12 protein-coding genes are annotated in these 15,686 nt (G+C 58.5%); 9 read left to right on the forward strand and 3 right to left on the reverse strand.

The features are described 5' to 3' along the window. Positions 1-123: 123 nt before the first annotated feature. Complete coding sequence (locus ACORQT_RS00145) at positions 124-2,112, forward strand: autotransporter outer membrane beta-barrel domain-containing protein (RefSeq protein ID WP_089192383.1); 1,989 nt, start codon at positions 124-126, stop codon at positions 2,110-2,112. 592 nt (positions 2,113-2,704) lie between these two features. After that, positions 2,705-3,451 carry a helix-turn-helix transcriptional regulator gene (locus ACORQT_RS00150; RefSeq protein ID WP_033645125.1) on the forward strand — a complete coding sequence of 249 codons (747 nt, stop codon included), beginning with the start codon at positions 2,705-2,707 and terminating at the stop codon, positions 3,449-3,451. Here the strand turns inward: ACORQT_RS00150 and ACORQT_RS00155 are convergent. Then, positions 3,398-4,072 carry an acyl-homoserine-lactone synthase gene (locus ACORQT_RS00155; protein ID WP_042783396.1) on the reverse strand — a complete coding sequence of 225 codons (675 nt, stop codon included), beginning with the start codon at positions 4,070-4,072 and terminating at the stop codon, positions 3,398-3,400. The two genes, ACORQT_RS00150 and ACORQT_RS00155, sit on opposite strands and share 54 nt — an antisense overlap. 475 nt (positions 4,073-4,547) lie before the next feature. Between ACORQT_RS00155 and glyQ the strand changes: the two genes are divergently transcribed. After that, entirely contained in the window at positions 4,548-5,465 is a 918-nt protein-coding gene (gene glyQ, locus ACORQT_RS00160) for a glycine--tRNA ligase subunit alpha (protein ID WP_004933966.1), read from the forward strand. Positions 5,466-5,474: 9 nt separating this feature from the next. After that, the gene (gene glyS / locus ACORQT_RS00165; RefSeq protein ID WP_042783397.1) at positions 5,475-7,544 is read left to right on the forward strand and encodes a glycine--tRNA ligase subunit beta; all 2,070 of its coding nucleotides are present in this window, start codon (positions 5,475-5,477) and stop codon (positions 7,542-7,544) included. A gap of 40 nt (positions 7,545-7,584) precedes the next feature. Here glyS and ACORQT_RS00170 read toward each other — a convergent pair whose 3' ends face one another. Beyond that, positions 7,585-8,262: a Fic family protein gene (locus ACORQT_RS00170; protein WP_232091464.1), complete on the reverse strand. Its 678-nt coding sequence runs from the start codon at positions 8,260-8,262 to the stop codon at positions 7,585-7,587. 125 nt (positions 8,263-8,387) lie between these two features. Here ACORQT_RS00170 and ACORQT_RS00175 point away from each other — a divergent pair, with 125 nt between their 5' ends. The 4 genes from ACORQT_RS00175 to ACORQT_RS00190 all read left to right on the forward strand — a co-directional run bounded on the left by ACORQT_RS00175 (position 8,388) and on the right by ACORQT_RS00190 (position 13,419). After that, entirely contained in the window at positions 8,388-9,107 is a 720-nt protein-coding gene (locus ACORQT_RS00175; protein WP_025304780.1) for a DUF3053 domain-containing protein, read from the forward strand. Positions 9,108-9,649: 542 nt separating this feature from the next. Continuing rightward, complete coding sequence (locus ACORQT_RS00180; protein WP_108680012.1) at positions 9,650-11,569, forward strand: PTS mannitol transporter subunit IICBA; 1,920 nt, start codon at positions 9,650-9,652, stop codon at positions 11,567-11,569. Between the two features lie 58 nt (positions 11,570-11,627). Further along, complete coding sequence (locus ACORQT_RS00185; RefSeq protein ID WP_164057667.1) at positions 11,628-12,773, forward strand: mannitol-1-phosphate 5-dehydrogenase; 1,146 nt, start codon at positions 11,628-11,630, stop codon at positions 12,771-12,773. 94 nt (positions 12,774-12,867) lie between these two features. Further along, a complete protein-coding gene (locus ACORQT_RS00190) occupies positions 12,868-13,419 on the forward strand; it encodes an MltR family transcriptional regulator (RefSeq protein ID WP_046898777.1) in 552 nt (183 codons plus the stop codon). Here ACORQT_RS00190 and ACORQT_RS00195 read toward each other — a convergent pair. Beyond that, positions 13,416-14,024 (reverse strand): LysE family translocator, encoded by a 609-nt coding sequence (locus tag ACORQT_RS00195; protein WP_096242701.1) that lies wholly within the window; start codon positions 14,022-14,024, stop codon positions 13,416-13,418. The two genes, ACORQT_RS00190 and ACORQT_RS00195, sit on opposite strands and share 4 nt — an antisense overlap. A 148-nt stretch (positions 14,025-14,172) precedes the next feature. Between ACORQT_RS00195 and ACORQT_RS00200 the strand changes: the two genes are divergently transcribed. Continuing rightward, entirely contained in the window at positions 14,173-15,639 is a 1,467-nt protein-coding gene (locus ACORQT_RS00200; protein WP_033652304.1) for an aminotransferase-like domain-containing protein, read from the forward strand. Positions 15,640-15,686 lie beyond the last annotated feature (47 nt).

The raw sequence follows: 15,686 nt of genomic DNA on the forward strand, positions 1-15,686 counted from the left end.
TTTTGTCCGCAGCCCCGCTTGACGTGACGAAAAAGCCGACAATAGTTACTACATGGCCGGTGGAAAACCGGCCAACGATAAAAACGACATTGCCTTCATTTGCAGGCTCTCAGGAGTCGATTCATGCCTCTAAAAATAACATGCATGCCCCGCCCTGCGGCGCTTGCAGTGGCGTTACTTTGCAGTGTGACCCTTCCGGTTCAGGCGTATGACCAACTCTACGTCTTTGGCGACAGCCTGAGTGATACCGGCAACAACGGCCGGTTCACCTATGACGGCAGTCAGCACCTGCTGTACGACGAAGCGTTGGCGCAACGCATCGGCGCGGCGCTGGTGGCCTCGGACAACGGCGGTGAAAACTACGCCGCCGGCGGCGCCGTGGCGGTGCCGGGCCTGAACCCGGTCGACAACACTCAGGATCAGGTGCAGCGCTACCTGAATCGGGTTAACGGCCAGGCCGATGGCGACGGTTTGTATATTCACTGGATCGGCGGTAACGATTTGGCGGCGGCGGCGCTGAACGCCGCTACCGCGCCCGGCGTGGCCTATAACAGCGCCGCGGCCGCCGCCGCGCAGGTGCATTCGCTGCTGAACGCCGGCGCCGGCACGGTGATCGTGCCGACGGTGCCGAACATCGGCTCCACGCCGCAGCTGATGGAGCTGATCATTCAGCAGGCGCTGCCGCCGGTACAGGGGGCGGCGATTCAGGCGGCCTATGCCACGCTCAATTCGGTGGCAACCCCGGACAACGCTTCGCGCACGCAGGCGATCCACGCGGCGTTGACCGCCGCGGCGAAGCAGGGCAGCGCGATCCCTCAGGTGCAGCAGGCGATCGCCGCCCAGCTTGTGGCGGCGTATGACAGCCTGAGCGCGCAGGCCGCTCAGCTGACCGATTTCTATAATCAAAGCGAAGACCGTTTGCTGGCGCAGGGGGGCGGCAATATCGTGCGGGTGGACGTGAACAAGCTGTTCGCCGAAGCGATCGCTAATCCGGCGCAGTTCGGCTTCGCCAACACGGCCGGCATGGCTTGTCCGGCGGGCGTTTCCTCGGCGGTTTGCCGTTCCGACATGCCTGGCTTCGACGCCGGCCAGTCCTATCTGTTCTCCGACCATTTCCACCCCAGCCCGCAGGCGCACCTGCTGATTGCGGATTATATCCAGGCGGTGTTGGATGGCCCGGCGCAGGTGGTGGCGCTGAATCAGGCGACGGCGGCGATGGCGCGTGACAGCCGCGCCACGCTCGACAGCCGTTTCCAGCAGCTGCGCAACGGCGACAATCCGCAGGGCTCGCTGGGCGTGTTCGGCGGCTACGCAGGCCAGCACTATGACTATGCCGATAACCGGGCGGCGGGAGATGGCAACGCCACCACCCACAACCTGACCGTCGGCGTGGACTATCAGCTGACCGACAGCTGGTTGATCGGTGCGTTGATCGCCGGTTCCAACGACGATCAGCATCCTTCCAGCCGCTATGACTACAAGGCGCGTGGGGTGCTGCTGTCGGCCTTCAGTTCGCTGGCCATATTCGAGCAGGGGTGGGTCAATGCCGATCTGCACTATGCGACGATGGATTATGACGACATCCGTCGCAGCATGCGGTTGGGGCCGCTGACGCGCACCGAAACCGGTTCGACCTCCGGCAAGCAGTGGGGCGCGCGCGTGACCGCCGGCTATGACTTCCCTATCGCTGCTTACCTCACCACCGGGCCGGTGGCGCAGTTCGCCTGGGATTACAGTCATGTGTCCGGCTACAGCGAAGACGGTGATGACAGCACCGCCATGCGCTTCAACGATCAAACCTATCATTCGCAGATCGGCGCGTTGGGCTGGCGGTTGGATACGCAATTCGGCGTGTTTAACCCCTATGCGGAAGTGAGTTATCAGCATCAGTTCGGCGATGACGTCTACCGCGCCGGCGGCGGCCTGAAATCGACGCAAACCTCATTTACTCGCGACAGTGCGGGTCAGGACAAAAACTGGGTGGATGTCACGCTGGGGGCCAACATGCCGTTGACGGACAGAGTGTCGGCCTTCGCCACCGTCTCGCAAACCGGCGGCCTGAGCAGCGGCGAGCAGTTTATGTATAACGTCGGCGTCAGCGCGCGCTTCTGAGAACTCTCGGGAGAGGATGGAGCCTGTGACGGCGAGATGGCGAGGCGATGTGGGCGGATGAGACTGTACTTTAGTACAACTATCATTTATCGCTGAAAGTTCTTATCGTTATTGCACAACGATAAAATACAGCGCTACAAAAAAAAACTGATCCTATAAAGGATCAGGTAGCCACTTGGCCAACACCAGGGAAAATTTTGGTTATTATTGTATATCCAAATCTTCACTGTCAATGGCTTTTTCCCTTCATCATCGGATGCGGGGCGTTTTCGCCTGCCTGTCTGGCCCCCTCTCATCTTCAACGCGACAGAACGCTTTTGTCAGATGCATGTCATGATGCCGAGTTGTTATGATTTTGTTTTCTTTGTGTTTCTTTGCCGGATAATGCCCTCTGCCGCCCCTTCTTCAGCGACGCGCTTATTTCTCGATTAAATTAATTTCCCCTCCGAAATTATTTTAATTGACTCTTTAAAACGCCTGTTGATTATTAACGCTTCCTATTATGCCTGTCGGTTTAATTTACTTGGCGGCGCAACCGGGTTATACTCTTCTCAGTTTTATAGTGATGTTATTTCTTGAAGAGGATTGGTGAGTGTCTAACTTTTTTTTCAATAATGAAACCATTAATGCCTCTATAAAAGAAGAGTTGGAACGCGGGCTGAGCAAATACAATAATATAAAATATGCCTATGCTATAATGAATAAAAGAAATCCGACTAGCTTTTCAATCATTTCCAATAGAACGGAGTGGTTCGAGTTTTATATCAAAAACAACTATCAGTTTATTGATCCCGTTTTGATTACCGCATCGCATAGAATCACCCCGTTTACCTGGGATAAAGATTTGGAAATTGGCGCAGGATTAAAATTGCCAAAGATTTTTGATATGGCCAAGAACTACAATATTATTAATGGGTATACTTTCGTCTTGCACGATCATCATCATAATCTGGTGGTGTTATCCATTATGTTGGATAAGCATTGTGATGCGGATGTTGAACAGCAGATTGACAATAATAAGGCCGAAATTCAAATGCTGCTGATTACCATGCACGGAAAAATGACGGCGCTCTACCAGGAAATGAGCACGCCTGCTGACTTTGAAAAAATGAACCAGCGGGAGTTTTTCTCCAAGCGTGAAAATGAGATCATCTACTGGGCGAGCTTAGGTAAATCCTATCAAGAAATTGCCCTTATCCTGGGAATAAAACTCACCACCGTAAAATATCACATCGGCAACGCCGTCAAAAAGCTTGGCGTCACCAATGCCAAACATGCCATCAGGTTAGGTGTGGAGCTGCAGCTCATCCGGCCGCTTCTCGCTGACTCGGAAGGATAATGGCCAGGAATCCAACGGGTTATCCCACTTTGTGGCGTGTTGGTTGATGCGCGCCAGCAATCTGTTCCGGTTGGCATCGTCTATCGGCAGATAGATCAGATAAATATTTTTATTCTTTTCGGAGCATCCGGTTTTTACCACCGAGATATGCCAGCCCGAGCGTTGGAAAATAATGCGCATCGGGTGACTGATAATGGCGTATATGCCTTCGTAGCCGCAGCTTCTTGCATAGTTTATCATCGACAGGAAAAGCATGGTGCTAATTGGCGCTTGATGGAGTTGAAGTGCTTGAATGCGCGCCTTGTCTATAAATAATCTGCTGGCTTCAACGTAATTCCCTTCGGGGAGTTTTATATCGTTAAAGTAATTGTCGAATACGCCATCGCTGATCATGTTTGGGTATTTTGTTTCGATAAATCGCAAGCTGCAAATGACGTGATCTTGGTAGGTGCCGAAAATATAGGTGGCGTGACGGTTGTCGTATTCGTCAAACTCCATGTTATTTTCGCAATTAACGAGCCAGTCTAAACGGTCTTTAAACGTTTTTTTTCTTAAAGAGAATAGTTCTTTCGATCTGTTATCTGGCAGCAAATTATAGTCTACGTCAAAGAGCTCTATCATTTTCAATCTTTTTCCTAAGCGACTTAAATGGCTTTTTAGCTGCGGCTGTTATTTGTTCTTGTTATACTACCAGAGTCACTATGGCAAGTAAATTTCAGTCGATGCCGCGTCGGTGAGAATAAAGTAAATATATAACACTGAGTTATGTTTTTTTTCATTCCATTCACTTATTTGAATATTGTTCAACACGCCTGTTGTTTGTCGAAGAAGCCTCAAGCTGCCGGTAGTGGAAGCATGCGGGAGATGAATCGGCGTTTCTCTAAAGCCAGCCGATACCCGAGCCTGCGAAAGCGGTGCGGTGACCTCGCCCTCTGCGGCGCCGATGCCGCCGACGTTTTTCTTGGCCGACGGGTGAAAATCCAGCGCTTCTCGCCCCGATTCGCACTTGTTGCCGGATTCTGGCTGTATATCTTACGGTCAAAGGGTATACTGGCGCATTCCATATAAATCCACTTGTATCGCGTGCGAATTCAACATGCAAAAGTTTGATACCAAGACCTTCCAGGGCCTGATCCTGACACTGCAGGATTATTGGGCGCGCCAGGGCTGCACCATCGTTCAACCATTGGACATGGAAGTCGGCGCGGGAACCTCACACCCGATGACGTGCCTGCGCGCACTGGGGCCGGAGCCGATGGCCGCCGCTTATGTGCAGCCATCCCGTCGCCCGACCGACGGCCGCTACGGCGAAAACCCGAACCGTCTGCAGCACTACTATCAGTTCCAGGTGGTGATTAAGCCATCGCCGGACAACATTCAGGAACTCTACCTGGGCTCGCTGAAAGAGCTGGGTCTGGATCCGACTATCCACGACATCCGCTTCGTGGAAGACAACTGGGAAAACCCGACGCTCGGCGCCTGGGGCCTGGGTTGGGAAGTGTGGCTGAACGGCATGGAAGTGACGCAGTTCACCTACTTCCAGCAGGTCGGCGGCCTGGAGTGCAAGCCGGTGACCGGCGAGATCACCTATGGCCTGGAGCGTCTGGCGATGTACATCCAGGGCGTGGACAGCGTGTACGATCTGGTGTGGAGCAACGGCCCGCTGGGCGTCACCACCTACGGCGACGTGTTCCATCAGAACGAAGTGGAGCAGTCCACCTACAACTTCGAATACGCCGACGTCGACTTCCTGTTCTCCTGCTTCGAGCAGTATGAGAAAGAAGCCCAATCGCTGCTGGCGTTGGAAAAACCGCTGCCGCTGCCGGCCTACGAACGCATCCTGAAGGCGGGCCATACCTTCAACCTGCTGGACGCGCGCAAGGCGATTTCGGTGACCGAGCGTCAACGCTACATTCTGCGCATCCGCACGCTGACCAAAGCCGTTGCCGAAGCCTACTACGCTTCCCGCGAAGCGCTGGGCTTCCCGATGTGCAACAAGAAGAACGAGAACTAAGAGGCAGCCATGACTCAACAGACTTTCCTGGTGGAAATCGGCACGGAAGAGCTGCCGCCGAAGGCTCTTCGTTCCCTGGCGGAATCTTTCGCCGCCAACTTCACCGCCGAGCTGGACAACGCCGGCCTGGAACACGGTGACGTGAGCTGGTTCGCCGCACCGCGCCGCCTGGCGCTGAAAGTGGCCAACCTGAGCGCGGCGCAGGCCGATCGCGAAATTGAAAAACGCGGCCCGGCGATCGCTCAGGCGTTCGACGCCGAAGGCAAACCGAGCAAAGCGGCCGAAGGCTGGGCGCGCGGCTGCGGCATCACCGTCGATCAGGCGGAGCGCCTGGTGACCGACAAGGGCGAGTGGTTGATGTACCGCGCCCATGTCAAAGGCCAGTCGGCGCAACAACTGCTGGCCGGCATGGTCAGCACCGCGCTCGGCAAGCTGCCGATCCCGAAACTGATGCGCTGGGGCGATTCCGACGTGCAGTTCGTGCGTCCGGTGCACACCGTCACGATGCTGCTGGGCGCCGATCTGATCCCGGGCACCGTGCTGGGCATCGAATCCGCGCGCACCGTGCGCGGCCACCGCTTCATGGGCGAAGCCGAGTTCACCCTCGACAATGCCGACCAATATCCGCAGATCCTGCTGGAGCGCGGCAAAGTGGTCGCTGACTACGAAGCGCGCAAAGCCCTTATCAAACGCGACGCCGAACTGGCGGCGCAGAAGATCGGCGGCAAGGCCGATCTGAGCGACAGCCTGCTGGAAGAAGTGGCCTCGCTGGTGGAATGGCCGGTGGTGCTGACCGCCAAATTCGAAGAGAAATTCCTGGCGGTGCCGGCGGAAGCGCTGGTGTACACCATGAAGGGCGACCAGAAGTATTTCCCGGTGTACGACGCCGCGGGCAAACTGCTGCCTAACTTTATCTTCGTGGCCAACATCGAGTCGAAAGACCCGCAGCAGATCATCTCCGGCAACGAGAAGGTGGTGCGTCCGCGTTTGGCCGACGCCGAGTTCTTCTTCAACACCGACCGCAAAAAACGTCTGGAAGACAACTTGCCGCGCCTGGAAACCGTGCTGTTCCAACAGCAGCTGGGCACCCTGCGCGACAAAACCGATCGCATCCAGGCGCTGGCGGGCTGGGTTGCCGGCCAGATTGGCGCCGACGTCAACCACGCCACCCGTGCTGGCCTGTTGTCGAAGTGCGACCTGATGACCAACATGGTGTTCGAATTCACCGACACCCAGGGCGTGATGGGCATGCACTATGCGCGCCACGACGGTGAGGCGGAAGATGTCGCCGTTGCCCTGAACGAGCAGTATCAGCCGCGCTACGCCGGTGATGCGCTGCCGCAGTCGCTGGTGGCCTGCTCGCTGGCGATCGCCGACAAGATGGACACCCTGGCCGGCATCTTCGGCATCGGGCAGCATCCGAAGGGCGATAAAGACCCGTTCGCGCTGCGCCGCGCCGCGCTGGGCGTGTTGCGCATCATCGTCGAGAAAAACCTGCCATTGGATCTGCAGACTCTGACCGAAGAGGCCGTGCGCCTGTACGGCAGCAAGTTGACCAATGCCAAGGTGGTCGACGACGTGGTGGAATTCATGCTGGGTCGTTTCCGCGCCTGGTATCAGGAAGAAGGCCACGCGGTCGATACCATTCAGGCGGTGCTGGCGCGCCGTCCGACCAAACCGGCCGACTTCGACGCGCGCGTCAAGGCGGTATCCCATTTCCGCACGCTGGACGAGGCGGCGGCATTGGCTGCGGCCAACAAACGCGTCTCCAACATTCTGGCCAAGTCTAGCGAAACGCTGAACGACAGCGTGCGCGCCTCGGTGCTGAAGGATGCGGCGGAGATCCAGCTGGCGACTCACCTGGTGGTGCTGCGCGACAAGCTGCAGCCGTACTTCGCGGCGGGCAACTACCAGGAAGCGCTGGTGGAACTGGCCGCGCTGCGTGAGCCGGTGGATGCGTTCTTCGACAACGTGATGGTGATGGCGGACGATGCGGAAGTGCGCGTTAACCGCCTGACGCTGCTGAGCAAACTGCGCGAGCTGTTCCTGCAGGTGGCGGATATCTCCGTGCTGCAGTAAGCGATTCTCTGCTGTGAAAAGGCGCCTGCGGGCGCCTTTTTTATGGTTGGCGTAACAGTCTGATACCGGCAGCGGTCAAGCGATAGCGTTGTAAACGGCTCTTGGGTTTATCCGGTAGCGTCATTTCGATCCAACCCGCATTCAAGGCCGGCTGTAGATAGCGCTCGCGGAAAGATTTTCGATCTTGCAACTGTAGAACATTCTGGAGCGTTTCTCGCGACATCTCCCCTTGCAGCGCCGCTAGCAAGTCAGTGACTTGGGGGGTGACTTGGGGGGTAATGCTCAGCTCAAGCGCTTTTAGAATCATTTCCAGCATGAATTCAACGAAGGGTGAGCAATCGGTCTTTTGGTTGCTGGCATTCAGCGCCTGGTAATATCCGGGTTGGTTATCATGTACCAGGCTCTCAACCGGCACGTTGGCGAACAACGGATCCCAGCGTGACAAAATTAGCGTTTGCCACAACCGTCCCATACGGCCGTTTCCATCGGCAAAGGGATGGATAAATTCGAATTCATAGTGAAATACACAGCTGCCGATCAGCGGTGGCAGGTCGGTTTGTTGCAGCCAGATGAGCAATTGACGGATTAGCAACGGTACGCGTTCCGCCGGTGGAGCCATATGGATCACAACATTGCCGTTCATCACGCCGACGCCGCTTTGACGATAGCGGCCAGCATCAGGCAGTACGCCGTTTTCAACCGCCTCCGGCCGAGCCAATGTTCACCGCAAGTGGAATCGCGTATCGGAACGCCGCCAGTTGATCTATTCTTATAGGCGCACGGAGTGCGGAAAAAGGGGCGGAGTCCAATGAAAAAGCAGGTTTATAACAGGAGTTATGTCACATGGCGGTAGGGATCCAGAGCAGAGGTTTCGCGCGTTGGTTGGCACCGGTATTGGCATTGTTGGTGGTCATGCAATTGACCGCCTGCGGCGATAAAGAGCCGGAACAGCGCAAAGCATTTATCGATTACTTACAGAATACCGTGATGCGCAGCGGGGCGAATATCCCCACGCTGAGCGAAGATCAGAAGCAGAAGTTCGGCAACTATGCCGGTGATTACGCGATATTGGTCGGCTTTTCGCAGCAGTTGTCCAAGTCGGTCGGCGCCAGCCTGACCCCGGCGCTGGATCAGATTAACCAGATCCGCACCGCGCAGGACTACCTGAACAAACGCGACGCGCTGCAGCAATCGGTTGGGGCGTTGAACCTGTTGGGCCAGCAGATCCAGTCGGCCAAATCGCAGGCGGATACTGCCCACGCGGCGCTGAAGCAGCCTGACGATCTGAAGGCGGTGTACAACCAGGCCTATGACAAGATCGTCACCGCCCCGGCCAACGCCTTGATGCCGGCGATCCCGACTACCGCCAGCTTTGTGCAGGATCTGGTGCAGGTCGGCGACTTCCTGCAGAGCCAGGGCAATCAGGTCAGCTTCAACAACAACGGCGTGCAGTTCCGCACTGCGCAGCAGGTGGCGCAATACAACACCATGATGTCGAATCTGGTGGCTAAGCAGCAGAACCTGATGAATGCGCAGAAAACCATTCAAAGCGTGACGCAATAATAACGCGTCCAGGCGCGAAACAGGCCGGCATTGCCGGCCTGTTTTATTTCCCCTCAGCGTTTCCAATCGCTTGCTGGCTTATTGCGCAGGCTTCTGTACTACACTTCAATTAATCCATTCATTAGGCAATGTAGTTTTCTTTCATTCATCACTTCGCTAGTTCCCGGCGGGATGAGTGCTCACAGGGAAGAGCAAACAGAGCGTTGCGATCGGCGCTGCAGCTAAAAATAAATTGTGACTAATGTCACAATTCAAAAACAAAACGCCAATTTAAAAATGTGATCATAGTCACTTTATTGGGGGTTTTGTGGCGACTTTTTTCTCACTGTGCTTTTTTTACACGCCATAAATGTGATCTTTATCACTATAAAGGGTGGTTTGTTGGGGTGTTGTGTGTGATTTGTATCACAAAAAATCCGTGAAGTTCGCGTGACAAAAACAGCGTGATAGAGTCCGTTTCGCATACAGCGGCAACACGGCTGGATCGTCACAACAATAATCACGCGCTCTATTGTCAGCGCGTAACAATAGGGGTGTGTTTTATGTTTTCACCAGACATCAAGGTTAAAGTGCAAAACTTTGGCCGCTTCCTGAGCAACATGGTGATGCCCAACATCGGCGCCTTTATCGCCTGGGGGATTATCACCGCGCTATTCATTCCAACCGGCTGGCTGCCGAATGAGACCTTGGCTAAGCTGGTAGGCCCGATGATCACCTACCTGCTGCCGCTGCTGATCGGCTACACCGGCGGGCGGCTGGTGGGCGGCGATCGCGGCGGCGTGGTCGGCGCCATCACCACCATGGGCGTTATCGTCGGCGCCGACATGCCGATGTTCCTCGGCGCGATGATCGCCGGCCCGCTGGGCGGTTGGGCCATCAAGCATTTCGATCGCTGGGTGGACGGCAAGATCAAAAGCGGCTTTGAAATGCTGGTGAACAACTTCTCCGCCGGCATCATCGGCATGCTGCTGGCGATCCTGGCCTTCCTGGGCATCGGGCCGCTGGTGGAGGTGCTCTCCAAACTGTTGGCCGCGGGCGTGCACGTGATGGTGACGAACAACCTGCTGCCACTGGCCTCCATCTTCGTTGAACCGGCGAAAATCCTGTTCCTGAACAACGCCATCAACCACGGCATCTTCTCGCCGCTGGGTATTCAGCAGGCCACGGAAGCCGGCAAATCGGTGTTCTTCCTGATAGAAGCCAACCCAGGTCCGGGCATGGGCGTGCTGATGGCCTACATGTTCTTTGGCCGCGGCAGCGCCAAGCAATCCGCCGGCGGTGCGGCGATCATTCACTTCCTGGGCGGCATCCACGAAATCTACTTCCCCTACGTGCTGATGAACCCACGCTTGCTGCTGGCGGTGATCCTGGGCGGCATGACCGGCGTCTTTACCCTGACGATGCTGAACGGCGGCCTGGTTTCTCCGGCTTCCCCGGGTTCGATTTTGGCGGTGCTGGCGATGACGCCGAAAGGCGCTTACTTCGCCAACATTGCGGCGGTATGCGCAGCCTTCGCCGTCTCCTTCGTGGTATCCGCTTTCCTGCTGAAAACCTCCAAGGTGAAAGAGGATGACGATCTGGAAGCCGCGACCCGTCGCATGCAAGAGATGAAATCGCAGTCCAAAGGCGGCGCGGCGGCGGCGGCATCGGTCGACGGCGATCTGAGCACCGTGCGCAAAATCATCGTCGCCTGCGATGCGGGCATGGGTTCCAGCGCCATGGGCGCCGGGGTGCTGCGCAAGAAAGTGGCCGACGCCGGGCTGAAGAACATCTCGGTGACCAACAGCGCCATCAACAGCCTGCCGGACGACGTGGATCTGGTGATCACCCACCGCGATCTGACCGAGCGCGCGATGCGCCATGCACCGCAGGCCCAGCACATCTCGCTGACCAACTTCCTCGACAGCAAGCTGTACAGCGATCTGGTCGAGCGTTTGGTGGCGGTCAACAAAACCACCGACAACCAGCAGAAGGTGCTGGGCGCGCTGGACGACAGCTTTGAAGCCGGGGAACCGAACCTGTTCAAGCTGAGCGAGAGCAACGTGTTCCTCAACCTGCAGGCCAGCGACAAAGAGCAGGCGATCCGCTTCGCCGGCGAGCAGCTGGTGAAGGGCGGCTACGTCGAGGCGGAATACGTGCCGGCGATGCTGGAGCGCGAAAAGCTCACCTCCACCTACCTGGGCGAATCGATCGCCGTGCCGCACGGCACCATCGAGGCCAAGGACCGGGTGCTGCGCACCGGCGTGGTGTTCTGTCAGTACCCACAGGGCGTGCGCTTCGGCGATGAAGAGGATGAAGTGGCCCGTCTGGTGATCGGCATCGCCGCGCGCAACAACGAGCATATTCAGGTGATCACCAGCCTGACCAACGCGCTGGATGACGAGAGCGTGATCGAGCGGCTGGCGAATACCACCAGCGTTCAGGAAGTGCTGGACCTGCTCGGCGGCAAAAAAGCCGGATAACGGAATCATTTTAAAGGGTGCAGCTTGCTGCACCCTTCGACATTAAGAAGGTAGAGTTATGAAAGCATTACATTTTGGCGCAGGGAATATCGGCCGTGGTTTTATCGGCAAGCTGCTGGCGGACGCGGGGGTTGAGGTGACCTTCGCCGACGTCAATCAAACGGTGCTGGATCTGCTGAACAGCCGAAAAAGCTACTCGGTGCACGTGGTGGGCGAGCAAGAGCGCGTGGAGCGCGTCAACAACGTCAGCGCCGTCAACAGCGGCAGCGAGGCGGCGGTGGCGCTGATCGCCGAGGCGGATCTGGTGACCACCGCCGTTGGCCCGCAAATTCTCGCCAAAATCGCCGGCACGATCGCCAAAGGGCTGGTGCTGCGCCATCAGCAGGGCAATGTGCAGCCGCTGAACATCATCGCCTGCGAGAACATGGTGCGCGGCACCAGCCAGCTGAAGCAGCACGTGTTCGCCGCGCTGCCGCAGGACGAGCAGGCATGGGTTGAACAGCACGTCGGCTTCGTCGATTCGGCGGTCGACCGCATTGTGCCGCCGGCGGACAGCAGCGATCCGCTGGAAGTGACGGTGGAAACCTTCAGCGAATGGATCGTCGATCAGACGCAGTTTAAAGGCCAGCCACCGGCGATCGCCGGCATGGAACTGACCGACAACCTGATGGCGTTCGTCGAGCGCAAGCTGTTCACCCTCAACACCGGCCACGCCATCACCGCCTACCTCGGCCAACGGGCCGGGCTGCAAACCATTCGCGACGCCATTCTCGACCCGGCGATCCGCCGCGTGGTGAAAGGGGCGATGGAAGAGAGCGGCGCGGTGCTGATCAAGCGTTACGGCTTCGACGCCGACAAGCATGCCGCCTACATCAACAAAATCCTCGGCCGCTTTGAAAATCCGTATCTGCACGACGACGTCGAGCGCGTAGGGCGCCAGCCGCTGCGTAAACTGAGCGCCGGCGATCGCCTGATCAAACCGCTGCTGGGCACGCTGGAATACGGCCTGCCGCATGCCAACCTGATCCAGGGCATCGCCGCCGCCATGAGCTACCGCAGCGAACAGGATCCGCAGGCGCAGGAACTGGCGGAACTGCTGAACACGCTCGGGCCGAAAGCCGCGCTGGCGCAAATTTCCGGCCTGCCGGCGGAAAGCGAGGTTGTAGAAGAGGCCGTTGCTGTGTATAACGCCATGCACAAGTAGAATCGTGATGATGAACACCCGAGCGCCGCTTGCTGCGCTCCTGGAACCCGAGTTCGGCATCGACGGCCCTCCCCACGCCTTTCGAAAAGCGACGATGGAAGAAGCACAGGCATTTGAAAACCAGGTTCTGGAAAAGCTGAACGCGGGCAAAACGGTGCGCAGCTTCCTGATCGCGGCGGTAGAGCTGCTGGCGGAAGCGCTCAACGTGCTGGTGGTGCAGGTATTCCGCAAGGACGACTATGCGGTGAAATACGCCGTCGAACCGCTATTGTCCGGCAGCGGCCCGCTGGGGGATCTGTCGGTGCGTCTGAAGCTGATGTACGGGCTGGGGGTGATCTCCCGCCACGAATATGAAGATGCCGAGCTGCTGATGGCGATGCGCGAAGAGCTGAACCACGACGGTTCGGAATACCGCTTCGTCGATGACGAAATCCTCGGGCCGTTCGGCGAGCTGCACTGCGTGGCCGCGCTGCCGCCGGTGCCGACCTTCCTGCAGCCGGGCGAGGCGGATGAAGCGCTGATCGCCATGCAGCGCCAGCGCTATCAGCAGATGGTGCGCTCCACCATGGTGCTGTCCATTACCGACCTGATCGCCGGCATCGGCGCCAAACAACCTTCCCGACTCTCTCCTCTCGGCCGCGGCTAAGCGAAGGCCGCGCGCCATTCGTCGAACAGCAACCACAGCGCGGTGGCGGCCATCAGCCCGGACATCACGCCGTTGAAGGCGCGCAGTTTCCAGGTGACCCGCAGCGCGTTGCGCAACCGGTCACCCAACACCGCCCACAGCAGCACGCACGGCAAGTTCAGCAGCGCGAAACCGGCGATGATAGACAGCGTATGGACGAAAGTGGCGCCTTCGCGCGGGGTGAACAGGATCGCCACGTTGATCACCATCAGCCAGGCCTTGGGGTTGACCGCCTGAAACAGCGCGCCGCTGAGCAGGCTCATCGGCTGCGCCTGTTCTTTGGCGTCCGGCGAGGCCGCCTGAAACAGCTTCCATGACAGCCACAGCAGATAGGCGCAGCCGATCGCCGCCAGCGGCAGGCGGATGACGCCGGCCCAGCTCAGCGCCAGCGCCAGCAGCGGGATAATGATCGCCAGCTGTACCGCACAACCGACGCAGATGCCGAACAGCATCGGCAGGGTGCGGCGCAGGCCGAAGTTAACGCCCGACGAGGCCAGCAGCAGGTTGTTGGGGCCGGGGGTGATCGACATGACGGTGACGTAGCTGACAAAGGCGGAGTCCAGCATGGCAGGTTCCTTGAACGTGAAAACGACGGTAATAACGAGAGGATCAGCATAATCGTTGCGATGGGATGGTGACAGAATCACAAATCGGATATTGTCATGGTTACAGTTGTATGAAATGTAAACTGTACCCATTGCCTGGAGAGAAACTGTGACCTTGCTCGATGAAACCCCGGATACCCGTTACCTGCAGCTGGCGGATACGCTGGCCGAAGCCATTCGCCGCGGCACGCTGCAGCCCGGCGACCGCTTGCCTTCGGTGCGGCGCTGTGCGCAAACCCATCGCGTCAGCATCAATACCGTGGTGTCGGCTTACCGCACGCTGGAGGATCGCGGGCTGATCGAAGCGCGGCCGCAGTCGGGGTTTTATGTCCGCAGCACGCTGCCGGCGCTGAAGATGGCCTCGGCGCCCAGCGGCCGCATCGAGCCGCCGGCGGACGACGTGCTGGCGTTGATCGATACGGTGTTCGCCGCCCAGCAGAACCCGGCCTTCACCAACATTGCGCTGGCCTGCCCGCAGACCAGCGATTTCTATCCCGGCGGCAAACTGGGGCGCATGCTGTCTTCCCAACTGCGCCGCCAGCCGGGTCTGATCGGACAATATCCGTTGCCGCCCGGCAGCCTGCGGCTGCGTCAGCAGATCGCCCGCCGCTCAATGACGCTCGGCATGCTGTTGGAGCCGGGCGACGTGGTGTTGACCCACGGCTGCATGGAGGCGCTGCAGCTGGCGCTGCGCGTCACCACCAAACCGGGCGACTGCGTCGGGCTGGAGTCGCCGACCTACTTTTATCTGCTGCCGCTGCTGGCCAGCCTGGGGCTGAAAGCGCTGGAAATCCCTACCGATCCCCAGCTGGGGCTGTCGCTGGACGCGCTGGAGCTGCTGCTGAACGAGAAGCGGCTGAATGCGGTGATCGCCATGCCGACGGTGCAAAACCCGCTGGGTTGCACCATGCCGCTGGCGGCGAAAAAGCGGCTGGCGCGGCTGATGAACGATCATCAGGTGCCGTTGATTGAAGATGGGCTGTATGCCGAGATCCAGTTCGGCGGCGCGCTGTCGCCGGCGGTGAAGGCGTTCGATCGCGACGGCTGGGTGCTGTTTTGCTCCAGCTTCACCAAAACGCTGGCGCCGGATTTTCGCGTCGGCTGGATCTGCGGCGGCCGTTTTCACGAGGCGTTGCGCAAGCTGAAGGCGGTGTCGTCGATGTCCGAGTCGCAGCTGCTGTCGGAAACGCTGGCGACCTTCCTGGAGAGCGGCGGCTACGATCACCATTTGCGCAACCTGCGCAAGCGCTATGCGGCGCAGGTCGACGAGGCGAGGGCGCTGATCGCCCGGCATTTCCCGCGCGGCACGCTGGCCACGCAGCCGGCGGGCGGCTTCGTGTTCTGGGTCGAATTCCCTCCCGGCGTGGACAGCGTGGCGCTGTTCCATCAGCTGCTGGAGGAGCAGATCTGTTTGACGCCGGGCACCCTGTATTCCCCGAGCGGGCGCTACCGCAACGCGCTGCGGCTCTCCTGCTGCTACCCGTTCAACGCGCGCTACACCCAGGCGCTGGCTCGGCTCGGCGCCAGGGCCTGCGAGATGAGCGGCCTGCCGCCCGGCATTGCGCAGGACGGGTAACGGCGCGCGCCTTTTGCTACAATGCCGGTATCATTGATTAGCGTGCC

Origin of the sequence: Serratia sp. (in: enterobacteria) (assembly GCF_052400455.1) — a bacterium.
GTDB classification, from domain to species: Bacteria; Pseudomonadota; Gammaproteobacteria; order Enterobacterales; family Enterobacteriaceae; genus Serratia; species Serratia ureilytica.

Bases quoted from the DNA above. Each gene is read 5' to 3' on its own strand.
- ACORQT_RS00145 (WP_089192383.1), top strand. From the start codon at position 124: ATGCCTCTAAAAATAACATGCATGCCCCGCCCTGCGGCGCTTGCAGTG.
- ACORQT_RS00155 (WP_042783396.1), bottom strand. From the start codon at position 4,072: ATGATAGAGCTCTTTGACGTAGACTATAATTTGCTGCCAGATAACAGA.
- glyQ (WP_004933966.1), top strand. From the start codon at position 4,548: ATGCAAAAGTTTGATACCAAGACCTTCCAGGGCCTGATCCTGACACTG.
- glyS (WP_042783397.1), top strand. From the start codon at position 5,475: ATGACTCAACAGACTTTCCTGGTGGAAATCGGCACGGAAGAGCTGCCG.
- ACORQT_RS00175 (WP_025304780.1), top strand. From the start codon at position 8,388: ATGGCGGTAGGGATCCAGAGCAGAGGTTTCGCGCGTTGGTTGGCACCG.
- ACORQT_RS00180 (WP_108680012.1), top strand. From the start codon at position 9,650: ATGTTTTCACCAGACATCAAGGTTAAAGTGCAAAACTTTGGCCGCTTC.
- ACORQT_RS00185 (WP_164057667.1), top strand. From the start codon at position 11,628: ATGAAAGCATTACATTTTGGCGCAGGGAATATCGGCCGTGGTTTTATC.
- ACORQT_RS00190 (WP_046898777.1), top strand. From the start codon at position 12,868: ATGGAAGAAGCACAGGCATTTGAAAACCAGGTTCTGGAAAAGCTGAAC.
- ACORQT_RS00195 (WP_096242701.1), bottom strand. From the start codon at position 14,024: ATGCTGGACTCCGCCTTTGTCAGCTACGTCACCGTCATGTCGATCACC.